The 21,983-nt window shown below is 64.1% G+C and carries 18 protein-coding genes and 1 pseudogene; 10 read left to right on the top strand and 9 right to left on the bottom strand.

Features of this window, described 5'->3' with window-relative positions; translation table 11 throughout:
- Positions 1-53: 53 nt before the first annotated feature.
- Positions 54-2,041, bottom strand: a pseudogene (locus B9A23_RS03125) (ParB/RepB/Spo0J family partition protein).
- 303 nt (positions 2,042-2,344) lie between these two features.
- Between B9A23_RS03125 and B9A23_RS22660 the strand changes: the two are divergent.
- Together B9A23_RS22660 and B9A23_RS03135 are read left to right on the top strand one after the other, a co-directional pair.
- On the top strand, positions 2,345-2,644 hold the full coding sequence (locus B9A23_RS22660) for a hypothetical protein (protein WP_176217855.1): 300 nt from the start codon (positions 2,345-2,347) through the stop codon (positions 2,642-2,644).
- A gap of 122 nt (positions 2,645-2,766) precedes the next feature.
- Positions 2,767-4,158: a tyrosine-type recombinase/integrase gene (locus B9A23_RS03135; protein ID WP_084277359.1), complete on the top strand. Its 1,392-nt coding sequence runs from the start codon at positions 2,767-2,769 to the stop codon at positions 4,156-4,158.
- A gap of 332 nt (positions 4,159-4,490) precedes the next feature.
- Here B9A23_RS03135 and B9A23_RS03140 read toward each other — a convergent pair whose 3' ends face one another.
- A complete protein-coding gene (locus B9A23_RS03140; RefSeq protein WP_254894940.1) occupies positions 4,491-5,018 on the bottom strand; it encodes a PIN domain-containing protein in 528 nt (175 codons plus the stop codon).
- The gene (locus tag B9A23_RS03145) at positions 4,990-6,045 is read right to left on the bottom strand and encodes a helix-turn-helix domain-containing protein (protein WP_084277361.1); all 1,056 of its coding nucleotides are present in this window, start codon (positions 6,043-6,045) and stop codon (positions 4,990-4,992) included. Before B9A23_RS03145 ends, B9A23_RS03140 begins: the two co-directional genes overlap by 29 nt.
- Positions 6,046-6,206: 161 nt before the next feature.
- On the opposite strand from B9A23_RS03145, the gene B9A23_RS03150 reads away from it, so the two are divergent.
- The 5 genes from B9A23_RS03150 to B9A23_RS03170 all read left to right on the top strand — a co-directional run bounded on the left by B9A23_RS03150 (position 6,207) and on the right by B9A23_RS03170 (position 11,329).
- Complete coding sequence (locus B9A23_RS03150) at positions 6,207-7,439, top strand: nucleotidyltransferase domain-containing protein (protein WP_084277362.1); 1,233 nt, start codon at positions 6,207-6,209, stop codon at positions 7,437-7,439.
- Positions 7,440-7,441: 2 nt separating this feature from the next.
- Positions 7,442-7,891 carry a type II CBASS E2 protein gene (locus B9A23_RS03155; RefSeq protein WP_084277363.1) on the top strand — a complete coding sequence of 150 codons (450 nt, stop codon included), beginning with the start codon at positions 7,442-7,444 and terminating at the stop codon, positions 7,889-7,891.
- The gene (locus B9A23_RS03160; RefSeq protein WP_217806573.1) at positions 7,884-9,026 is read left to right on the top strand and encodes an SAVED domain-containing protein; all 1,143 of its coding nucleotides are present in this window, start codon (positions 7,884-7,886) and stop codon (positions 9,024-9,026) included. Before B9A23_RS03155 ends, B9A23_RS03160 begins: the two co-directional genes overlap by 8 nt.
- A 46-nt stretch (positions 9,027-9,072) precedes the next feature.
- The gene (locus B9A23_RS03165; RefSeq protein ID WP_084277365.1) at positions 9,073-10,509 is read left to right on the top strand and encodes a DUF2235 domain-containing protein; all 1,437 of its coding nucleotides are present in this window, start codon (positions 9,073-9,075) and stop codon (positions 10,507-10,509) included.
- Positions 10,510-10,579: 70 nt separating this feature from the next.
- Positions 10,580-11,329: a DNA/RNA non-specific endonuclease gene (locus B9A23_RS03170; RefSeq protein WP_176217856.1), complete on the top strand. Its 750-nt coding sequence runs from the start codon at positions 10,580-10,582 to the stop codon at positions 11,327-11,329.
- Between the two features lie 152 nt (positions 11,330-11,481).
- Here the strand turns inward: B9A23_RS03170 and B9A23_RS03175 are convergent, their stop codons facing one another.
- The 5 genes from B9A23_RS03175 to B9A23_RS03195 form a co-directional block, all read right to left on the bottom strand.
- On the bottom strand, positions 11,482-13,821 hold the full coding sequence (locus tag B9A23_RS03175; RefSeq protein WP_084277367.1) for a S8 family peptidase: 2,340 nt from the start codon (positions 13,819-13,821) through the stop codon (positions 11,482-11,484).
- Positions 13,822-13,831: 10 nt separating this feature from the next.
- The gene (locus B9A23_RS03180; protein WP_084277368.1) at positions 13,832-14,815 is read right to left on the bottom strand and encodes an AAA family ATPase; all 984 of its coding nucleotides are present in this window, start codon (positions 14,813-14,815) and stop codon (positions 13,832-13,834) included.
- Positions 14,816-14,998: 183 nt separating this feature from the next.
- Positions 14,999-18,091: a beta strand repeat-containing protein gene (locus tag B9A23_RS03185; RefSeq protein WP_139797292.1), complete on the bottom strand. Its 3,093-nt coding sequence runs from the start codon at positions 18,089-18,091 to the stop codon at positions 14,999-15,001.
- Positions 18,092-18,179: 88 nt separating this feature from the next.
- Entirely contained in the window at positions 18,180-19,475 is a 1,296-nt protein-coding gene (locus tag B9A23_RS03190; RefSeq protein WP_254894941.1) for a CsgG/HfaB family protein, read from the bottom strand.
- 65 nt (positions 19,476-19,540) lie between these two features.
- Complete coding sequence (locus B9A23_RS03195; protein WP_084277520.1) at positions 19,541-20,071, bottom strand: hypothetical protein; 531 nt, start codon at positions 20,069-20,071, stop codon at positions 19,541-19,543.
- A 137-nt stretch (positions 20,072-20,208) separates the two neighbouring features.
- Here B9A23_RS03195 and B9A23_RS03200 point away from each other — a divergent pair, with 137 nt between their 5' ends.
- Genes B9A23_RS03200 through B9A23_RS22665 form a run of 3 tightly spaced genes read left to right on the top strand, consistent with a single transcriptional unit; the run spans position 20,209 to position 21,531 of the window.
- Positions 20,209-20,691, top strand: a complete 483-nt coding sequence (locus B9A23_RS03200) for a GIY-YIG nuclease family protein (protein WP_254894942.1) — start codon at positions 20,209-20,211, stop codon at positions 20,689-20,691.
- Positions 20,688-21,305, top strand: a complete 618-nt coding sequence (locus B9A23_RS03205) for an SOS response-associated peptidase family protein (RefSeq protein ID WP_084277371.1) — start codon at positions 20,688-20,690, stop codon at positions 21,303-21,305. The genes B9A23_RS03200 and B9A23_RS03205 overlap by 4 nt, the downstream gene beginning before the upstream one ends.
- Entirely contained in the window at positions 21,292-21,531 is a 240-nt protein-coding gene (locus B9A23_RS22665; protein WP_176217857.1) for a hypothetical protein, read from the top strand. Before B9A23_RS03205 ends, B9A23_RS22665 begins: the two co-directional genes overlap by 14 nt.
- A gap of 92 nt (positions 21,532-21,623) precedes the next feature.
- Here the strand turns inward: B9A23_RS22665 and B9A23_RS03215 are convergent, their stop codons facing one another.
- Positions 21,624-21,968: a hypothetical protein gene (locus B9A23_RS03215; protein ID WP_217806575.1), complete on the bottom strand. Its 345-nt coding sequence runs from the start codon at positions 21,966-21,968 to the stop codon at positions 21,624-21,626.
- Between the last annotated feature and the right edge of the window lie 15 nt (positions 21,969-21,983).

Genomic DNA, 21,983 nt, shown 5'->3' on the forward strand with positions numbered 1-21,983 from the left:
GAGACGAAGGACCGCTTCTCGAGGTGCGAGTGGCCGAGCCTGTCAGGAGGTGGTCAGGCGGCCAGTTCGCGGGGGGTATGGATTTCGCCGTCGACACCAGGCTCAGCGTCGCTTGCGTCGATGTCGACTTCGCCAGCCTCCGGAGCAGTGGAGGCAAACCGCATGACCTCAGGCACCCAAGCCAGGGCCTTCTCGCGAACTTCGACTTCGGTGATGTAGGTGCCGGCGAAGACGCGCTCGGCGCTCATCGCGAGGTCACCCTTCTTGACCGAGGCAAAACGCGAGGAGAGTTCGAGACCGCCGACATCGGTCAGCGCATCGAGGATCACCTGCTTCGACACCCGATCGAAATAATTGGTCGCCGTCGGGCGCCACCACTGGGCCATGTCGATACCGATCAGGCTGCCAAGGTGATCCTGGAACGGCAGCTGACGCTCACCGGCCATGTTGAGGCTTGCCTCGAGCGACCGAGCGACGACATAGCCCAGCCAGGCGGCGCGACAGTCATCGGGCAGTACACGGAAGAGATCGAAGCGGGACGTCGCATCATTCCCGGCGCGCCAGCTTTCGTCGAGACTGGACCTGAGCTCGGCAAGCGCGCTGCTCGCCGGCGCATCCTTGGATTCAAAGCCGATGATCGGGCCAGCCGGAACAGGCGCGCGCAGCGTGGTCGCAGCCCGCGCCCGCCAGTCGTGGGTGTCGGCATCGGCAAGCGTGAAGACCATGATGTGGAGCGCCAGACCAGGATCGGATGCAACGTGCAGCGCCAGCACATCGCGGCGCTGCATGGCGAGCTCGTCGACCAGGCGCTTGGACAAGGTGGTCCGGCGCTTATCCGAACCTTCATCGCCCGTAACGACTTCGATCCCACCGTCGGCTCCGACGGGTTCAGCCTGACGCTCACCGTAGAACACCGGCTGGAGAACCGGCGTGCCATCGCGGGAGAGCACCAGCACCATCCCCGCCTCGGCCTTGAGTTCGGTCGCGATGACGGGCGGGCGGGCCCGGATTTCCTGGCACTCGCGTTCGATGGCCTCGATTGCCGCTTCGGCGCAGCCACAGCCTCCTCGGCACTGTCCTGATCCTCGAGGATCGCCGCATGTTCGTCATAGGAGGCATCGAGTTCGTCGATCCTCGCCAATTCTGCGTCGGTCAATGGCGCCGGTTCGGCAGGAAGCCGGACCAGCCCTTCGACCAGATCGTGGCTGGCATAGGGATCGAGCGTCGGCTTGACCCAGGCAAGACCCTGCTCGGCGGCGAGGGCTTTGGCCTGCTCTTCCATCTTCGCGGCGGCAAGGCTTTCGAGCAGCGCAACATCGACCCAGGATTCGCTGTCGTCGTTGTCGAACAGCTCACGCTCGATCCGGCCGCCCGCGGCAATGTAGGCATCGCGGCCAACGAGACGGGCGCGCGGATCGCTGCCCCGGACTGTGCCGGAGAGGACCATGCGCCGGATGCTGTCGGGATTGGGTGCGTAGTAGGCCGAGGAAACCTGCTCGAACACCCGGGCCTGGATGTCCTGGTCCGAGGTCGCGCCGAAGGCCTTGGCGATATCGAGGGTGATTTCCCCGGAGGCCAGTGCCTCAAACACCACAGGCGCAAGGTTCGCGAGACGCAGCCGGCCATCAACGAAGCGAACGGTCAGACCGAAGCGGCGGGCAACGTCCTCGACGGTCGCACCGCCCGCCACGAGCGCGGCAAAGGCCTGGGCTTCGTCGGCCGGGTTCATGGCGAGGCGGTGAAAGTTCTCCGCAAGGCTGGTCTCGACCGCGACCTCAGCGCTATCTTCGAGCACGAGGCAGGTGACTTCGTGATCGCGGGCAAGGATCTTTTCGTCTGCCAGCGCGAACATGGCGCGGCGACGCCGCTCGCCAGCTTCGACCTCGAACTTTCCCTTCGCGGCAGGCCGAACAATGAGGTTCTGCAGCAGGCCACGAGCTGCGATGCTGGCTTTGAGCTCGGCATCGGCAGCTAAATCACTGTGACGGCGGACATTGCGGGGCGATTGAACGAGCTTGTTCAGCGGGATCGACTTGATCATGGGACACACTCCTGATTGTGAGCCCAGTGCATCGACCATCGACGCCCAAATGGCTCAATCAGGGCAAAGCCCCCTCCCCTCTCGTGCGTTCGTAGAAGATCTGCGTATATGCGCTGAGCAATAGCGCACGACTATGCTTGCGGACGATCCGCAACGGCCCATTTCAGGAGCCTTGATCGAGATAGCGGACATTTCAGATAGCGAAGGAAGCTGATCGCCAAGCGCACCAAATTCGGTCATGAAAGCCGTCTAGGGTCGTTCTATAAAGCGTTCATTCGTTTGGTGGATAGGCGACGGTTGGAGATGGGCGGCCCGATCAACCTGCCGGACCGCCCGCTCGATATTCTCGACGAGCGCCCGGATCAGGTCCGCGGTCTGCTGGACGAAACTCCGGGTGAACACCGACAGTTCGTTTCCGTTCTTGTCAAACCCGTTACGGTGGACGCAATCGTGCCGCAGCATGATCGCAGCAAACAATGCGGTTTTGTCGGATGTGAGGTCGAGGATGCGGATGCCGAGCGCGATATCGTAGAGCACATCAACCTTGGCAAAGTTGCAGATCGACTTTTCCGGCCTGCGACGGACTTCGCCATTCTTCTATAAGATATTGTTATTATTGTTGAATAATGGATTTTGATACGCTACCCTTGTCGGGAAATACACCCCTATTTCCGACATCGGTGGTCGCCCGGTGGTCGCCCAAATTGGGGGGCAGGAGGTAGTTTATGGCGCAGAATACCGTGCTTTTGACCAAGCGAGTCATTGATGCCGCACGCCCTGAGGAAGCGCGCTACGATATCTGGGACAGCGAGATCGCCGGGTTCGGACTTCGCGTAGGCGTCGGCGGAACCAAGACATTCGTGCTTCGCTATCGCGCCGAAAATGGCGGTCGAGGGGCGCCTAAGCGGCACATCACGATCGGTCGCTTCGGTCCCCTCACTGTCGAGTTGGCCCGCCGCCAGGCACGGCAGCTTCTTGCTCAGGCGACTGTGGGTGAGGATCCGGCAAAAGCTCGGAACGACAAGCGGGCGGAAATGCGGATCAGCGACCTGATCGATCTTTATGAGGTGGAGGGATGCTTCATCCAGCGCGGCAAACATCAGGGTGCGCCGATGAAGCCGCTCACAAAACAGTACACGATCGCGCGCTTGCGCCATCATGTGCTGCCCTTGCTTGGCAGGCATCGTATAACGGAAATCGGTGCAACCGAGATTGAGCGCTTCTTTCGCGACGTGGAGAACGGGAAGACTGCGAAGAACGAAATGATTAGTCCCCGCAAGCGTATCATCGTGAAAGGAGGGAGCGGCGCGGCCCGCAAGGTCTTCCGCGATCTGTCGGCCGTGTTCAGCTTCGCCCGTCGGCGCGAGATGGTCGATCGCAACCCCTGCGATACCGCGTCTGTCCGCAAGACGGACAATCATAAGGATCGCTATCTCACTCTGGCAGAGGTCAAGCGCTTCGGTGATGCGTTGCGCGAGCTCGAGAATGAAGGGGTCAATCGAAAGGCTCTTGATATCATGCGCTTGTGGATGCTGACCGGATGCCGGCGCGAGGAAATTGCCAGCCTCAGATGGAAGGAAGTCGATTTCGACCATGGCAGCCTTCGGTTCGAGGATAGCAAGACAGGAAGAAATGTTCGTCCGATCGGTGCGGCCGCGGTCGCGGTGCTCAACACCGTCGAACGCTGTGAGAATTCCGATTTCGTTTTCCCTGCCGAGGATGGCGACGGCTATTTCAGGGGGTATAAGACGCCTTGGAAGAAGGCTGTAAACAAAGCGGATCTGACTGACGTCACCCCCCATACACTGCGACACACAATGGGCTCGACGGCTATTTCTTCGGGTGAAGCGATGGCCTTTACCGGAGCGATCCTGGGTCATTCCAATCCCCGCTCGACGGCCATTTACGCCCATGTTCAGCATAATCCGGCACGGCGAGCGGCCGACCGGGTCGCGGAGAAAATCGCGGCCGCCCTTGCGGGCATGAGCGATGCCGAAATCGATGCTCCTTCCGCAGACGAAGATGAAGACCTGCTACGGCGTGTTGCGGCAACCCTCATGAAAGGAGGGGCGGAAGCTGAGCGCCTGCGCGTCGTGGTCAATGCTCTGGCAATTTAGCTGACGGGTGGACTGTGGCGGACGTAGGCTTCGGCCTCGCCCCGATGCTTGCGGCGGCGGTAGCCGCTGTCGGCATAGGCGCACCGCACCGTGATGGTATGCGTCCGGCGGGACGTACAATTTCCAGTCCGAAGGATCGCTCCTTCGCAGCAGTCCGCAGGAGGAAGCAATATTCCTTCCCGCTGCACAGATACGCCACCCACCAGCCTGACCATGACCCGCATGGGCCGAAACCCGCCAGGGGTTCGGTTGGAGCGCAGCGGCGATAGAGCAGTGGTCCCGCGGGAGGCGTCCAGCTTTGCCCAACGATCTCGGGGTCGAACTGATCGAACCTATCGGCCAGAATAGCGCTTCAGACGCAGCTCGATTTCGCGCCGCGGCAATCGGCAGCGCGGGTGGGCCGCCGTTTTCGACAGGCAGCCATGCAATGTGGCGGCATCGCAAATGCGGTTCGCCTCGATGCGATCGAAAACCCACAGCACACCGTGCACAGCGATGCCCTCAGCTTCTGCGATGGACCGCAGCACACCGTCGCCGGTCAACAGTGTCCATTGACGCCCCTGCGCCAGGGCAAAGGCGAAGGTATCGGCCACAGAGAGGCGTGGCTCACCGCGGCGCAGCTGGGTTGCGCGGCGGACTTCACTACCATCGAGAGATTCGATCACGATGCCCAGCGAGCGAAGCCGCTCGCCGAAGTCGGCATCGAGCTCGCGTTCGAAAAGAAGGTCCGGGACTACCAGGCTGTCATCGAGCTCGAACGCGGCTTCGAGCAGGTCGCCGCGATCAAGGTCGATGATGACCGAAGTGTCCGAGACGAGGAACGGCACCCGTTCAAACTGCCTCAGCCAAACGCTGGTCAAGCGCCTGCAAGGTGATCCCGAGCATTTCGGCCGCGCGGCTTTCGCCGATCACGCCTTCCGCGAGCGCACGATAGCACAGCCGTTCGAACCGCTTGGGCTCCTCATATTCGGGTGCAATGCAAGCCGGTTCGGCGAATGGCTCCTTGCGCCAGCCCCGTTTCGTAAACTCTTTGAACAACGCCGAAAAGGCCTTCTTCTCGATGATGCCGAGATCGAGGCAGCGATAGGCGATCGCCTGGACGCTGACGCCGAAGCGCTCCTTGATGGCTACGAGTTCGCCAATGCTGATGGCCGAGCGCTGTGCGCCGATTTCAGCGCGCACGACGTCGGCCGGCATCAGAAAAGCGCCGGCAAAGCGGTGCGCTGCGCGTTCCTCGTCAACCTCTGCCGTAGGCGTCATCACCATATGGCCGAGCTCGTGCGCGAGGGTGAAGCGTTTGCGCTCTGCCCAGATGTTTCTCCGCACGACGATCACGCGGGCGGCGTCGCGCTCCTTGCGCATGACGCGCGCGGCGAGGCCGTCGATGTCGTCGAGAGCAAGCGAGAGCACCTTGATACCGCGTTCTTCGAGCAATTCCGCGAGCTTGGGCACTGGGTCGTGACCCAAGCCCCATTCCTCGCGAACTGAGCGGGCTGCGTCTTCGGCATCACGTATATCGTGCAAGGGGTATGGCGCGCTGCGAGGCTGCTCCCATTCGACGCTTTTGAGGCCGAGAAGATCCTCGATCGCGAGATAACGCTCCAGCAGTTGCAGCGTCTGCGCCTCGATCGTCGCCTCTTCCTTGGCGGTGCGCTTCTTGCGGAAATCGACGCCTTCCAGCGTCAGCTCCTCGTCGCTGAGCAGATAGGACTCGCTGACGCTAAGGGCGCTAGCGAGCGCCATCAGAGCGCGCGAACCCGGCATGTCCTCGTTCCGCTCATATTTCCCGATCGCCTGCGCGCTGACGACGTTGCCCATGCGCTCGGCGAGGTCTCGCAGCGACAATCCAGCGGATGCGCGGGCGAGCTTCAGTCGCGTGCCGATCATGGCTTAGCTACCTTTCGTTTCTCCGGTTTACAAAAAGTCGATATGGAGACTATTTTGTAAACCGACACCCCTTGAAACGCCATCATGGCTGCCCCAGATGTGTGTTCGTGGTGGCAGTATAACGAAAATTTGTAAACCGGAGTTTCGTCATAGCTTCAAATATGCTTCGCGGTGACGGCAGGCCGTTCGATCCGTTCGGCGACCCGTTGGACGCGATCCTCGCTGAGATCGCGGTCAATCTGCAGCTGCCGCCCGGCCTCCATGCCATCGCTGTCGATCGCTACACGGCGGTCTGCCGGTACATCGAGCGCCCCGGCAGCCCCCTCGCAGGACGGGTGTCGAGCTTCTACCCGCAGGGCTCTATGGCAATCGACGCGACGATCTCGACGCGCGGCACCGACGACGAATACGATCTCGACGCGGTGGTCGAGATCATGGGTGGGTGCGAGGGGCCGGAGGAACTGCTCGACCTTCTGGAGGCCGCGCTCAAGGACTATCCGGTTTCCCGGATCGAGCGCAAAACTCGCTGCATCACGCTCTATTACGCTGATGGCATGCACCTTGACGTGACGCCGGCGCGGCGGCGCGCCGTCAAGGAAAAGGAGGGCGTGATCGCCCACGCCAAGCGGGGCAGGCCGCAAGAGCACCGTTATGTGCCGATGAACGCCTACGGCTTCTGCGCCTGGTACAATGATCGGGCGCCGGTCGAAGAGCGCTTCGCGCTGGCACTGAATCGTGAACTCTATACCAAGCACGGCTACGCCTTCGATGCCGCCGAGGTGGAGGAGGTGCCGGATCAGACGCCGCTGCTGATCAAGAGCGTGACCACCGTCGCACTTCAGCTCATCAAGCGACACCGCAACATTCTCTATGCCGATAAGGCAGGCCGGATGCCGCCCTCGGTCGTCTTGTCCTGTCATGCCGGACACGCCGCGGCACCGGGTATGGGGCTGGCCGATATGGTGATGCGCCAGGCGCGCTGGACGGCGCGGGCGATCGATCAGGCGGCACGGCAGAACAGGCTCCTCGACGTCGCCAATCCCGAATTCTTTGAAGAGCGGTTCACCGATCGCTGGCCCGAGAACCAGTCCCAGCAGCAGCACTATGCCCAGGCGCTCCATGGCCTTGCCGACGGCCTCCAGGCAGCGCGAGAACGCGGCGTGCAGCTCGAGGACCTGCAGGATTGGCTGCGGGGTCAGTTCGGCCAGCGCGTGGTCACGCGCTCGATCGATCTTTTCAACAAGCGCCTCGGACAGCAGGTGCAGGCACGTCAGCATGGCTATACGCGCACCGGCGGCCTGTTCACGCCGGCGGCTCCCGCGATCATCACCGGCGCAAGCGCGCTCGCGCCGGTTGCCGCCAGGGCGCACACGAACATGGGTGAGCGCCGCTGACCATGATCCACGGCATCGACGCGCAGATTGATGCGATGCGGGCGATCTGGCCCGCGTTCGTCGTGGTCGCGCGCGATGGCGATGCAGCGGCTTGGGAAGGCTCCGTTCGCCCGCTTCTGCAGACGTACCGCGTCGGCATCTTCTACCGCGCGCCGCTGCTGATCGAAAATCTGGACCCGCGTCGCGTGCAGCCGCGCGTCTCGGTCCTGAATCCGCGGCTCCGACCGCGTCCCGGCGACCGCGAAGGGCAGCTGCCGCACGTCTATTACGGACCTGACGGCGAAGTGACGCTGTGCCTCCTCGATCCCGAGGCAGGCGATTGGTCGCCCGCCGACCTGCTTGCCGAGACCACGGTGCCCTGGACCATCGAATGGCTGGCCGCCTACGAGGGCTGGCGCGCGACCGGCAAATGGACCGCGAGCGGCCGCCATGTGGAGGCGGCCCGTGGCTAAGACCAAGGCCCCACAAAAGGTTCAATCCGCGCTCTGGGCGCGGTCGGCCGGACGCTGCCAATACCGGGGATGCAATCGCGACCTCGTGGGCGATCTCATCTCCGGCAATGAGAACGCGCTCTTCGGTTTCATCGCGCACATCGTCGCGGACAGCGCCGATGGGCCGCGCGGTGATCCCGTCAGGTCACCGCACCTGGCCAAGAGCCTCGACAATCTGATGCTGATGTGCGCCGTCCATCACAAGCTGATCGATGTCGATGGTCTGGCCGATCATCCCGAGGCTCTGCTCGTCGAGATGAAGGCCGAACATGAGGCGCGCGTCGCGCTGCTCGCCGGGATCGACAAGGATCGGGCATCGCATGTGGTGCGGTTCGGCGCCAGCATCGGCGCGAACGAAGCGCTGGTTTCGACCCGCGCGATATTCGCCGCCATGCCGCCCGATCACCATCCGGCTAGCGCGCAGACGATCGACCTGGAAATGACCGGCCATGCCTTCGCCGACAGCGATCCGGCATTCTGGTCCATGCAGCAGGCGAACCTCCAGCGCAATTTCGCAGCGAAGGTCGGCGGTAGGATCGAACGCCAGGACATCCGCCATCTCAGCGTGTTCGCCTTGGCGCCGCAGCCTTTGCTCATCGAACTCGGTCGCTTGCTTTGCGACATCGTGCCGACGGTCATCCATCAGCGGCACCGCGAGCCCTCGACCTGGACCTGGCAGCGCGACGTTGCGCCCGTGCGCTATCAGACGGCCGAACCGCCATCCCGGAAAAGCGGCGTGGTGGCGCTCAAGCTGGGGGTCAGCGCGACGATCACCGATGATCGGATCGAGCGTATCGTCGGCGGCGATGCTGCGATCTGGAGCCTGTGCGCCGAAGCGCCGCATAACGACATCGTTCGCCGCCCCGAGGATCAGGCGGCCTTTCGCACGGCGCTTCGCCGCATGTTCGACGCGATCAAGGCCCGGCACGGCGAAGGGGTAGCCATCCATCTTTTTCCGGCCTTGCCGGCGTCGCTCGCCGTGGAGACCGGCAGGGTGTGGATGCCCAAGGCCGATCCCGAACTGCGAATCTACGACCAGCAGCGGGACAGCGGCTTTGTTTATGCGCTGACGATCGCTCAGCCGGGATCGCCATGATGCCCCACTTGGAGCCCCACGCAGAAGCAAAGGAAGGAATGTGCCGGTGCCGAAGAATATTGTGATCTATTCCGATGGCACCGGCCAGGACGGCGGAGTTCGGCCGGAGCAGCGGATGAGCAACATCTTCAAGATGTATCGCGCGACGCGGCCCGGTCCCGACAGCGCGATAGATCCCTCCCAGCAGGTGGCCTTTTACGACCCGGGCCTCGGCACCGATGCCGGAGCTTCGGGCCTGACATCTGTACGGCGCTGGTTCGCCAAGCTGCTGTCTTCGGTGACCGGGCGCGGCATCACGACCAATATCGCCGACTGCTACGAGTTCATCATCAATCATTACCGGCCGGGCGATCGCATCTGGCTTTTCGGTTTCAGCCGTGGGGCATACACGGCGCGCAGCCTTGCCAATGTGATCAGGCTGTGCGGCGTTCCGACGAAATCGCCCGACGGCGAGCTGCCGCGGTTTCGCCTGGCCACGCGCGAGATCGCCGAGCGGGCCGTCATCCGCGTCGCCGAGCACGGCGCAGGCCACGATCGGGACACATACGAAGAGGAGCGCGAAGAGCTCGGTCGCCGATTTCGCCTGGCGCATGGGTCCGATGCCGATGGTGAGGCAAACGTCGCACCCTATTTTATCGGCGTGTTCGATACGGTCGCCTCACTCGGCGCGAAGGGACCGCTTCGCTTTGTGCTGGCACTGGCACTGGTGGCACTGATCGTAGCCGCCGGAGCGCTTGCGGCTGCGTTCCTGCATTGGGCGTTCGAGTTCGCGTGGACGATGTCGTTCCTCGCGGCGACCGCGTTGATCGGAATCTACGCGCTTTGGGCCTATCTGCGCACGTCGCTCAAAATGATGTGGCCGCCGGTGGAGGGACGCCGGCTCCCCAGGTTTCACATCGCGCAGTGGAGCGGCAAATACTTTGACCGCCTTCTGGGCGGCGCCGTTCCTTATGCGCGTCACGCGATCGCCATCGATGAGAACCGGGCCGACTTTCCGCGGCTGCCCTGGGGGCCGGGCAAGGGCGTCGAGGCCAGGCCTGAGGTCGAGGGCGAGGCCAAGCCGTTCGTGCAGCTGTGGTTCGCGGGCAACCATTCCGATATTGGCGGCAGCTATCCGGAATCGGAATCGCGCCTGTCGGACGTCGCCTTGAAATGGATGATCGATGAAGCTCGGTCGGTTCCCGCTCCGCTGTTTGTCGAGGACAGCCGACTTCGGATCTTTCCATCGGCGGACGGCGTCCAGCACGATGAAATCGCGGGCATGGCAGACATGATAAGACAGCGGACGCCGGCCCTGCTGAGGCGCCTGACCCGGGGGCTGAGCTGGAAGGCGCAGCTTCGCGATCCTGTCGCTGCTGCCACCTTGCACCCCTCCGTCGGGGAAAGGTTCGGCCTTGAAAGCGTCGTCAGGCAAGGCGGTGAAGGCCCATATCGGCCTGAAGCGCTGCGAGATCATGAGAATTTCCGTCACCTTTACAAGTGACGGCGACCGAAGGGCGGCCGCTATGGGCACGTTTCGCAAGTGTTGGACCAAAGCCACGACTGTCGTGACCTTGGCTTTCGGCTCCCTAACCGGCTCGCAAGCCATTGCGGCGCCGGAGGGCGAGCTGCACACATTTCACTGCCTGCACGGCTGCCCGGTCGGCGCGCCGGCCATCGACGATATTATCGTGCGGGAGATTTACACGCTCGCCTCGAACGACCTTACCAAGATGGCTGACTGGGTTGCCTATCGGGTTACGCCGGACACGATCGGACCGTCGGGGACGCGCAAATGGGCAAGCGACCCATGGCTGTCGCCTGATGAAACACTCGAACCCGACGACTATGACGGAGCGCCTGCAGCACTTGGTATCGACCGGGGGCACCAGGCTCCGCTTGCCGCGTTTTCCGGAACGCCTTTTGCGGCCGACACCAACATCCTGTCGAACATTACGCCGCAAGGCGCCCCGCTCAACCAGGCTCCGTGGCAGCGTCTTGAGGCGCAGGAGAACGAGTTGGCACGCCGTGAGAACATAGCCGTCTATGTTCTCACCGGCCCTCTTTTCGAGCGCGTCGTTCCGGCCATGCCACGCGCCGATGAACGGCATCGCGTGCCTTCTGGCTACTGGAAAGTTGTGGCGACAGTTGATGGTCGCCTGGCTGCTTTCATCATGGACACGGCCGCCCCGAGATCGCTCGATCATTGCGAAGCGCGGGTATCGCTCGATGAAGTTGAAATGCGCGCCCGGCTCGCCCTCTTTCCACGCTTGGGCCGACTGGTATTTGCGGACTTGTCCAAGGCGCTCAATTGCGAGCCGTGAATGCACGTTCCGCAGACGAAGATGAAGACCTGCTACGGCATGTTGCGGCAACCCTCATGAAAGGAGGGGGCGGAAGCTGAGCGCCTGCGCGTCGTGGTCAATGCTCTGGCAATTGAGCCAACGGGCGGGCTGTCCCGCTCGCGAAAAGCCGATCAGGCTCTGACACGGATGCGCTGGCGCAGGCGCTCGTAGAGCGGCAATTCCGCTTCGTGCGAAATCTCGACCGTCACCGCGAAGGATTGCCGCCCTTCATCGCCGGCCCAGCCGCCGGCGCAGCGCACGACGAGATAATAATTGTCGCCATAGCCCCGGATATTGCGGGAGAAACTGACGCTGGCGGTCTGAAGGCTCGACTTTTCCCTTATGGTCGAACTGGGAAGCAGCTTGCAGTTGTACCGGGCCGCCATATCCGGAAACGGCCCCTCATCGACGGTCCGCTTGCGGAAATGTTCGAAGATCATATCCGGCTCGCAACCTCTGATCAGCCGGAACCCCATGGACACACCATTATAGTCGAGGCGGCTGTGCCTTACCGGCGGATCATAAGCGAGGCTGACACGGATGTTACGCCGTCCGCGTTCGGTCTGGAACAGTTCGGGGATCGGAAGCTGATACACCGCGAAATGGTCGATCGCGAGGTCATCCTCGGCATAGAGAATGACGCGGGAGTCGTCCGAGAATGCCGCGCGTTCGGCATCCACCAGGCCATGACCACAGAGCGCCCGCTCGGCCGCATCGCCCAGAAGTGCAAGGCGACGCGTCGCTTCAGGCGGCGTTACCGAACTGGACGCCAGCAGCACGCGTACGAGGTTCGCTGATGCCTCGGGGAAACGCGCGAGGATCTGGCTGGCCTTGAACGCCACCAGCGGTGCCGCATGGGACGTGCCCGAACGCGCCGCGAACAATCGATCGACCGGCCGGAAATGGAGCGACATGACCCCGGCCTCAGCGCGTATCTCGCCGCCCTGCAGCGCGGCAGTCGGCCCGTCGTAGATCAGCGTCCCGCCGACGTCGGTGAAGTCCGGCTTGATCGCGCCGCGCACACCCGGACCGGCGCGCGAGAAAGGCGCAGGCTCCATTGCTTCGGTAATCGGCCGAACTCCGGCATTGTCAGCCGCCCGCGCGCTCAGGCCGTTGCCATGCGCGACCGCGCCTACCGTCACGATGTTCATGCCGCCCGCAGGTTCGCACAGGCGGTTCTCAGGCTCCAGGAGGTAGCCTGGATAATCGGTTACGGCTTCCTCGACGCGCATTCCGCGTCGCGGCTGACGATTGCCGGCCGCCACGATGATGACCACGTCCAGTTCACGCACCAGTTCGTCGAGTGTCTGCGCCCAGGGGCCGACCTTGCCGCCTTCGATGACCTTGGTCCGGTCCCCCAGCGAGATGACGAAGATCCGGCAACCGAACTGCTCATGAAGTCCGGTAATTGCTTCACGCATCAATTTGGGCGCGAGGCGCCGGTTCGGGAAATTGCCGGTGTGGTCGATCACCTTGGCCGAACAGAGGCGGGCGCGCCGGACGAGTTCGCCTGCGCCAAGCTGGGCGCGCAGGTCGCCGAACGTGGCGATGCCGCCGACAAACGTCCCATGACCATGATCGTCGGCTGTGCCGAGTGTTTCGGGAATGGCGATCGACCCGACAATGATGTCCTCGATCAGCGGATGGTCGTTGATCCCGCTGTCGATGATTCCGATGAGCGGCGCATCCTCATCCAGATCTTCCAGGTCGGGCAGATCACCAAGCGCATCGTCGATATGCTGCGCGGCAAGCAGATCGGGTTCGGGCGGCAGATCGATTTCCGCGACCTCCTCGATCGACAGCAAAGTGCGCGCGACGGCGCCGTCACAACTAAGACGGACGAGGGTGAGATTGGGGCCGATGTGCCGGTCGAGTTCCTCCGCGCGGCGCGCCTCGGCATAGCGGACGATGTCGTCGATCTTGCGCTCACGCAGGGCCCGCGCGCCCAGATCCCAGAGTTCGATATCGAGCGTATAGGTCTCGCCGACCTGGAAATCCTCGGGCGCTGCCAGCCCGGCCTCACGCGCGCGCATGCCGATCCGATCTCGCGGCGCAACCTCGGTGATCGTCTCGACATTGGCGATGAACGACGAAAAGGCGGGACTCTGGCGCCCGGGCTGCACGCCCTGTCCATAGGCATCGAGCTTGCGCTGGAATTCGGTCAGTTCATCGGACGAAGAGAAAAGCACAAGGGTGCGATCCTCGTCGCTCGAAAGGACGGTAAGCCCGACCCGGTTCCACTCCTCTTCCAGCAAGGGGCCGCTCATCTGCACTCGCAGGATCAGCGAAGGGTCGACCGCGTCGGGTCGGCGGCGTTGGCGCTGCGCCGTGACGGCCTGCTCGAGTTCCTGCCCCAGACGCTCGCTGTGTCCACGCGGATTGCGCTGAGGTGGCGGGCCGCCACCGCCATTCTTGCGTCGGGGCATGCGCTCGGGCAGCCGCAGAAGCTGCAGATGATCGTAACGTGCCACGCAGCGAGGGTCAGGCCGTCATGCGGTCGGTGCGGCGACGACGCCGACGTTCGTCGGCAATGGCATGAAGGAAATCCTGCTCCCTGACCTGTTTTCGCTTGTCGATGACCGAGGCCTTGATCGCCTGAACGCAGATGCGGTCCAGTTCGGCATAGGAATAGCCGCCCAGCTGATCGAGATGCGCCTGCGGATCGAAGGCCAGAGCGACATTGCGGAACTTCATGGTGAGGAAACGCCCGACCATTCGGGTATCCGGAAGATCGAACCAGACAACCTCGTCGAAACGCCGCCAGATCGCCGGATCGAGCGACTGATCCAGATTGGTGGCGGCGACCAGAAAGCCTTTGGGCTGGATCCGGTCGATGAAGATCAGCAGGCTGTTGACCACGCGCCGCAATTCATTGTGCTCGCCGCCGTCCTCGCGGGCGCGGGCCAAGGCGTCGAACTCGTCGAAGAAGAGGACGGTCGGCTGCTTGCGCGCGAACTCGAACAACTTGCGGATATTGGTCGCGGTTTCGCCAAGATAGGAGGAGATCAGGCGATCGAGCTTGACGATATAGAGCGGCATACCGAGTTCGGCGGCAAAGACCTCTGCGCAAAGCGTTTTGCCGCAGCCGGGTGGGCCACAGAAGAGCAGCTTGGAACGCACCGGCAGACCGCGCCGGCGGATTTCGTCGGCACGGCGAAATTCACGCATCAGGTCGAGAAATATGCGGATATTCTCGCTCGACAGGATGATGTCCTGCTTGTTGTGCGTCGGCTCGACCAATTCGATGAAATCGCCGGCCGCTTCGGGAAAAGGAATGAGGGGCGCAAGCGCCTTGGGCTTGGCCGGACGGGAGGGAGCGGCATCCAGTGAACGACGAAGAGAGCGCGCGAGCACGCGATTGTTCTTCTTCTCTTCCTCACCGATGATCTGCTCGGCAACGGCACGGAACTCGTCGTCCTTGCCATAGCTCGCCAGCAATTTCTTCATCAGTTCACCGCGCGCCATGGATCCGTCTCAACCCTCCTTCACGTCGCCAGCATAGCCAGATCTGCCGAATCCGCCATGATTTCCTGCATCCGATGGACAAAAAACCGGGCAGTGAAAGACCGTCACGCCGGGGGAAGCGTGACGGCCTTTCCCGCATGCGGCGGGCGGTCCAGGGGCTTGTGGCGCCGCCCGCCACGCGGATCAGCGCGAGACCGTGACCTTGCTCGTGGCCGCGTTCCCGACGGACGATGCGCTGATGCTGTTGCCCGAGATGCCGATCCGGCTCGCCCCGAGGCCCGGCGAGGTGATCGTATAGGCCACGCTGGTGACCCGGGCGGTCACCCCGCCGCTGTTGGTCTGGACGCTGCCGATGCCGGACGCCGGCAAGCTGCCGAGCGAAGCCAGCGTCACCATGTTGGTGGCGCTGTTGCCATAAGCGGCGACCGAGACGCTGTTACCGGTCACGCCAAGGCGGCTGTCGTCGACACTGCCATAGCTGACCGACACGGTCGGGCTGGCGGCATAGGCAGACACCCCGCCTGCGTTCATCTGGACGTTGGACAGGAGCGCGGGCGCCATGGCGCTGTTGAGCGCGCCGGTGGTGATCGAGGCCATGTCCGGCGTGCAGTCGTCTTCGGCCACGCCGCTCACAGCCAGCGCATTGGTCGCCATATTGCCGCGGGCCATGGCCGTGGTCACATTGCCATCGACCAGGCTGGAGGCGTCAGACGAGGCGTGCGCGCCGATGCCATAGGCACTGGTCGCCTGCGCGCCGACCGATGCATAGTTCAACTGCTGGTTAAGCAGGCCAGCGCTGGCACCGCCCGCTACCGCCGAGGTCAGCGCAAGGCTGTTGCTTGCCGTGTTCGCCGCTGCCTCAGCCAGCGTCTCGTTACCGCTCGCCTCGAAGCTGGAGCGAATGATCGATGCTGCCGGATCCACCGACTGGCCAGTCGTCACGGCCGCCGCGCTGACGCTGCCATCGGCGACCTGGATGCTGGAGAGGACATGATCGCCCATGACTTGCGAGGCATAACCCACATCCACCAGCACAGCCGCCAGCTCCCCGCTCAGCGTTCCGGCGCTGACCGTGTCGACCGCGAGGCTGTTGGTCGCATCGTTCATGCGCGCCCGCGCCACATTGTTGTTGCCCGACAGGAGCAGGCTGGAATCGACTGCTGCCGTGGTCACCCCGAGCTGCATGTCCGAGACGGCATCGACACTGGTATCGGCCGCCTGCATCGAGGACAGGGCGGATCCCGGCGCCGGATCCTCGGCCCCGCCCAGCGCGGTCGCGGTGATGGTAAGGCTATTGGCCGCGCCATTGCCGAGCGCCGAGGCCGTCTGGCTGTTGCCGGTGACCTTGAGGGCGGAACGCACCGCGCCGTCGCCGGCGGCCGCATCGAAATCCCCATAGGCCGAGGCCTTGACCGCGACGGGGAGTCGGTAGCCACCCCGGATTTCCTGGGCATTGGCCAGCGCATAATCCGCCGCAGCGCCCACGCCATAGTCGAGCATGCCGCCTCGCGCATTCTCATGGCCGCTCGCATTGACCAGGCGATTGGCGGTGATGCTCATGCTGTTGGCGACTTCGTTCTCGGTCGCGTTGGCCGCAAGGCTATTGTCCGAAACGGTCAGGCCGGAATCGACCACATCGCCAGCAGCGGACAGGACCGCGCCCGCGCGGTCCCCGGCAGAGCCGACAGAAGCGGTGACCACACCCTTGCCGAGCTGGAGGCTGTTCAGGTCGGCTGCGGTCGCAAGGCTGTTGGCGTCGAGTATCAGCCCATTGGCCGCCCTGTTGCCGGTCGCCTGAGCCAGGGCGCTATTGCCGATGATCGTCGCGTTGGAGCGGACGATACCAGCGTCGGCCCCAATCGCTGTTGTCACATCCTTGGCCCTGGCCGTTACACGGGCCTGGCTGATCTGGCCGTTCTGGACGCTGAAGGGGGCGGTCACACTCATCGCCCCGTCGCCTTCGACCAGCGCGGTCCCGATGTACTCGGGGCCTTCCACGACAATGCCGCCTTCCTCGCCGCCAAAGCCTTCGCCAGCATCGATGGCATTGGCCGTCACGACAAGGAGGTTGCCGTCCGCGCGGTTGGCGGTCGCCACCGCGAGCACTGCATTGTCGCTGGCATCCAGGCTCGCCTCGACCGCATCGTCGGCGATGGCGATGCTTGCCCCACCCTTGGCGACCCCTTTCACGAGAACGGCAGCCGCTGACTGAACATTGGTTATGTTGGCGACCGCGCCGCCGTTCCATTCATCATTGACGATCGCGTCGGCCGACAGATCGAGACCATTGGTGGACTGGTTGCCATAGCCTGCTGCGACCAGACTGTTCCCGTCGCTCGCCACGTTCGAGGCAAAGGCGGTATCACCCACCTTGACGGCGAAACCGCCATTGGCGCTTGCCGTCACGGCGCTGCCGAGCCACTGGTCGGCCAGCACGGCATAGGCGGCGTTGACGGAAGGATCGCTGGCATTGGCCTCGACGATCGAGGGCGTGCCATAGCTCGCCGCGGCATCGAGCTGGACGGCGTCGATGCCAAGCGCATTGGCGGCGCTGTTGCCATAGGCGACGGCCCGCTGGAGATTGTCGCTCACATCGAGATCGCTGCGCGAGGCATCGGCGACCTTGAGCGCCGCCGTACCGCTGAAGCGGGCCGAGACCGCGGCATCGCCGCCGACCGACTGGTCGCTCACCACGCCCGCACCGGTGCCGACGGCAACGCCGGTGAGCGACAGGGTATCGGCAGCATCATTGGCGAGCGCGACGGCTTCCTGCGTGTTGGCGCTCACCACCGCGCTGCTATCCACCAGATCGCCGAGCCGCGCGCGAATGCGGGAATTAGCGGTCGTCGCGGACACGGGTGCGCCATCGGTCGCCTGACGCGTCGCGATCAGGGCCGGCGATTGCCCGTCGGTGCCGTCCGTTCCGGTCGCCAGCCAGGTGCCGCCGGTCGCGGCTTCGAGATCGCGTGCATCGGGCGTCAGGGCCGCGCTTGCGCTATTGGCACGGGCGGTGGCGCTGACGGCATTGCCGGTGACGGCGACGCTCGATCCATCGACCGCGCCGGTGGCTTCGACGAGGGGATCGGTCGCAGTGGCGCTGACCGGCGACCAGTCCTTGCTCTGGTCGGTCACGATGACCTGCGCACCGTTGGCATCGACACCCGGTACAGGATCGGGCGTGGCGAAGGCGGGGACGGCCAAGGAACCGGCAAGGGCAAGAACCGCGCCGCCCATCAGCCGGCGGTGGCGGGAACGGGAAAACACTGTCTGTTTCATGGGAAAATCCTTCTTTTGAAGCTGCTTGGAAAACCGGGCATGGACGTGTCGGGTGGGCGCCTCCTTTTCGTGCGAGGGATGGAGACGATCAGCCGATGCGCAGCCGCGCGAGCCGCTGCAGGCCGGCGCCGGCACGCTGGATGGCGGGATCGGTGGGGGCGGGACGCCAAACCGGCGCGATCGCCGCAGCAGCGATGCCCTGCCTGGCGAGCGCGGCGGTCAGGGCCGCGATCCGGCGATCGGTCAGCGCCGCGCGGGCCTTGGGATCGAGCGTTTCGCTGTCACGGGCCAGCAGCGTCACGAAGACGCCGCCATGTTTGGCCGCCGCGACGATCCGATCGATCGCCCCTTCCGTCCCGCCCTGCAGGCTGTCGATGCCGGTCTCGAACAGGAGAGGGAGATCGACCGCCCCGCTGTCATCATCAGCGCTGGCTGGCCCATTAAGCGGCGGACCATCGGTGCTGAGCCGTTGCCGCAAGGTCGGTGTGGCACTAACGGCTTGCACCGGCAAAGCGGGCGGCACGCTCGCCGTCCAGCTCGCCTGACTCATGCAGGGTTCGGGATCGACCCTGGCCACCGCGCCGATGAGGCGCATCGTGGCTTCCTCGAGCGCGGTGCGAATGCCGAGCTGAAGCGGTTCCTGTCCCTTGGCGCCGATATTGATGTCGAAGAGGTTGGAGCCGAAGAAGCGGAAGATGCCGAAGCCGGTCTCATAGCCGGTGAACTGCTTGGTGAGGCTCACCGTGCGCACGACCAGCAGCGAGCGGGTATCGACGATGCGCAGATCGAGCGCGACGCTCTGGGTATAGGTGCGCGCCTTGGGGCCGACCGAATTGACGCCGGTCTCGATGCCGCCCGAACGGATGTCGTAATTGAGTTCGGTGATGCCGCCGACGATGTAATAGTCGGACGCGGCGATGCTGCCCCCAAAATAGGGGAGCCAGGGCACGACCTGCCGGCCCGAGGGACCGGCGAGATCATGGACCTTGCCGTCGCCCAACTGCCGGCGATCGGCATAGGCGAGTTCGCGCTCGGCGATGACCGGATCGAACCGCTCGGCGATCCGCACACTCCCCCGCAGCTTGCCGAGGGCGGAGGCGACCATGAGCGCGCCGCCCTGGGTGATCGCATTGCCTTCGCTCACCGAATATTTGCCGGTATAGTCGCGCACGTCACCGACCGCGATCACCAGCGGTTTACTCCCGCGCGACCCCAGCCAGCCCGCATAGCAGGCGAGCGCCGCGTCCATCGGCGTGCGATTGTCGCGCACCGGCGGCCCGACGACGATCAGCTCTTCGCCGATCCCGATCCTCTGCTGGCTGACACCGGCGCAACCGGGCAGCGCGAGAGCGAGGAGCGGCAGTCCCGCCGCCCGCAAGCTCACCCCATGCCACCCCCGGCCCATCCTCTTCCCGGCCAGTTGTCGGCGGCCCGCCGTCGCCCCGCCCATCAGTTGAGCGCTCCGAAGGCGCAGCCGATGGAGCCGGCGACGCTGGCGCTCTGCGCGCCGCTGTTCGACTGGGTGGAGTTGAGGGCCTGCCAGGCGGTGCCGTCGACCGCGACCGTCGTGCCGCCGGACACCGAGGTGGACACCAGTCCGCTGTTGGTCTGGCCCGAACTGGCGCTCCCGGCGCCCTCGACACTGCTGGAACTGCTATTGCCCTGCGCGCCCGACGTCGCGCCGGTCGTGGTCGGCGAATGGGCGAGCGCGGTCTGGCTGTCCACATTGCCGGTCGCGGTCGCCGTGACCCCGCAATTATACTGGCGCTCGATGGTCGTCGTATAGGCCGGGCTTGCATAGCCGCCCGCACGGCGCTTCTCCATGATGTTGAGGATCGCGGCCTGATTGGCGCGGTCAGCCGAGGTGCGGAATTGCCAGGCGGCGCTTTCGCCATAATTGTTGGCGAGCGCCGGCGAGGCGAGCACGAGCGCGGAGAAAAGCGCCAGAGTGGCTCTTCCTCCTGGTGCAGAAGAGATCATGAGCATCATCCCCCGAAGGGCCGCGGCACCGTGCCGGGGCTTCGGGGGCCATCAAGAGAGCCATGAAATGAGAGGAGGCAACAGCGCGTTGCGGGCGTAAAAGAGCGGCGTTGAAAGACAGGCAATGGCGTAGGACGATGGACGGCGAAGACTTGGCATTCATGGCGCTCATCACAGAAGCGCCCGGACCTGACATCATCCGAGTCGGGACAGACCCCGCCGATCTTCCATCGACAAGCGGCGCCTATCTCCTGCTGCTCAGGCTCGATCGCCCCATCGACATTCCCAGGCCCGGCTTGTCCTGGCGCTTCGAGGCGGGGTCTTATGTCTATGCCGGCAGCGCTTATGGCCCAGGCGGTCTTCGGGCCCGTGTCGGGCGGCATTTGCGCCGCGACAAGCGCCTGCACTGGCATATCGACCATCTGACGGGGGCTGCGGATAGCCTGTCGGCGATGATCGCCCCCGGCGCATCGGAATGCGCGCTCATCGAACGTCTTCTGGCATCGGGCGCCTTCACCACGCCCTGCGCCGGATTCGGCAGCAGCGATTGCCGGCAATGCGCCGCGCATCTCCTGCACCACACCGGATCTTCACCAGAAGAGGCAATTGTCGAACCATGACCCTCCTGATTCGCTGCCGCGCCGCCGTCTCGGAGATCGCCACACTGTTCGGCGCCCGGCCCGATCCCGATCTCACCTGGTTCCCGACGATCTGGCCGGGCGAGAAGGCGATTGTCGTGACGAGGGGGACCGAGGGAAGGCATCTGCGCGCGCTGCCCTGGGGCCTGCCGCAAGACCCGATCAGCGAAGCACGCGGCGATCGACCACGAACGACGCCGTTTGCGCGCGAGATCGCTGGCGACAGCCGCGCGCCCCTGAGGCTGGACCTGCTGGAGCGTTGCCTGATCACGGTCGAGGATTTTGCCTATCCGGCAAGCGAAACCGGCCACCGTACCCGCAGCTGGTTCGGACTTTGGGACGTGCCGATCTGCGCCTGGGCAGGCCTGTGTCTGACCGATCCTGCAACAGGCGGCTTTGCCGGCCTGCTCACCGCAGCCAATGCGCGCGCGGAGCCGGTCAGCCGGACGATGCCGATCGTGCTGCCGCCAACGCAATGGGAAGCCTGGTTGGCAGGGGCGGCGCTGCACGCGCTCGACACCGCCTATGACAGCGACGCCTTCTATCTGGAGCGGACGCCGGAGCTCTGGGCGTCGGGCCGCCTTGATCTGGACTGAACCCCAGAATGTCGGGATCGTCGGGCATGAAATCGACCTTGAGGTTTCCGAGCCGCATCCGGCAGATGACGTCATCCTCTCCCGATACCGTAAAGCCCTTTTTGTTCAGGGTTTTCTGAGGCTGCATCCACTGCGCCATGCCGGTCAGGCCGACGATCAGATCGACATCGTCGGTGGCCCGCACTTCCTGCAAGGTGATCTCGTCGGTGATGAGGACGGCGGTTGAGCATCCGCCGACGAACACCATCTGCCGGCACAGATCGTCACCCAATGCTTCGGCGACCGTCTCCAGCATGTCGAGGAGTTCACCTTGAATGCTCATGCGTGCGCCATCCGCTGCGCGAACCTGTCCTGAGCGAGATTGGTTTCACGCTGATTGCCCAGCCTGATGGCATCGACCAGCGCCAGGAATTCGTAAAGTCGCTCATCTTTGAGGGCTGCTTCGGGGACCGATTTGAACAATGGCGTTATTGATAGTCCTCGCTGCGTCCCTTCCGCGTGAGGCCATATGTGTATATCCGCCCCGGAACTGACGAGCTGCCCTTTGAGCATGGGCGCCGAAAACCCGGTGGCGATGCCACGTTGCGGTGCGCCCGACTTGGCGGGGAACACGTATTTCAGACTCACCAGCTTGAGCAATATTACGATGTCTTGACTTTTCATGGCTCGCCTATGTGT

Origin of the sequence: Novosphingobium sp. B1, from assembly GCF_900176395.1 — a bacterium.
Classification (GTDB): domain Bacteria; phylum Pseudomonadota; class Alphaproteobacteria; order Sphingomonadales; family Sphingomonadaceae; genus Novosphingobium.

What these genes read in the sequence shown, in the direction of transcription:
- B9A23_RS03200 (WP_254894942.1), top strand. Translation starts at nt 20,209, where the DNA reads ATGGACGGCGAAGACTTGGCATTCATGGCGCTCATCACAGAAGCGCCC.
- B9A23_RS03215 (WP_217806575.1), bottom strand. Translation starts at nt 21,968, where the DNA reads ATGAAAAGTCAAGACATCGTAATATTGCTCAAGCTGGTGAGTCTGAAA.
- B9A23_RS03185 (WP_139797292.1), bottom strand. Translation starts at nt 18,091, where the DNA reads ATGAAACAGACAGTGTTTTCCCGTTCCCGCCACCGCCGGCTGATGGGC.
- B9A23_RS22660 (WP_176217855.1), top strand. Translation starts at nt 2,345, where the DNA reads ATGGGCGGCCCGATCAACCTGCCGGACCGCCCGCTCGATATTCTCGAC.
- B9A23_RS03205 (WP_084277371.1), top strand. Translation starts at nt 20,688, where the DNA reads ATGACCCTCCTGATTCGCTGCCGCGCCGCCGTCTCGGAGATCGCCACA.
- B9A23_RS03145 (WP_084277361.1), bottom strand. Translation starts at nt 6,045, where the DNA reads ATGATCGGCACGCGACTGAAGCTCGCCCGCGCATCCGCTGGATTGTCG.
- B9A23_RS03180 (WP_084277368.1), bottom strand. Translation starts at nt 14,815, where the DNA reads ATGGCGCGCGGTGAACTGATGAAGAAATTGCTGGCGAGCTATGGCAAG.
- B9A23_RS03155 (WP_084277363.1), top strand. Translation starts at nt 7,442, where the DNA reads ATGATCCACGGCATCGACGCGCAGATTGATGCGATGCGGGCGATCTGG.
- B9A23_RS03135 (WP_084277359.1), top strand. Translation starts at nt 2,767, where the DNA reads ATGGCGCAGAATACCGTGCTTTTGACCAAGCGAGTCATTGATGCCGCA.
- B9A23_RS03150 (WP_084277362.1), top strand. Translation starts at nt 6,207, where the DNA reads ATGCTTCGCGGTGACGGCAGGCCGTTCGATCCGTTCGGCGACCCGTTG.
- B9A23_RS03195 (WP_084277520.1), bottom strand. Translation starts at nt 20,071, where the DNA reads ATGATCTCTTCTGCACCAGGAGGAAGAGCCACTCTGGCGCTTTTCTCC.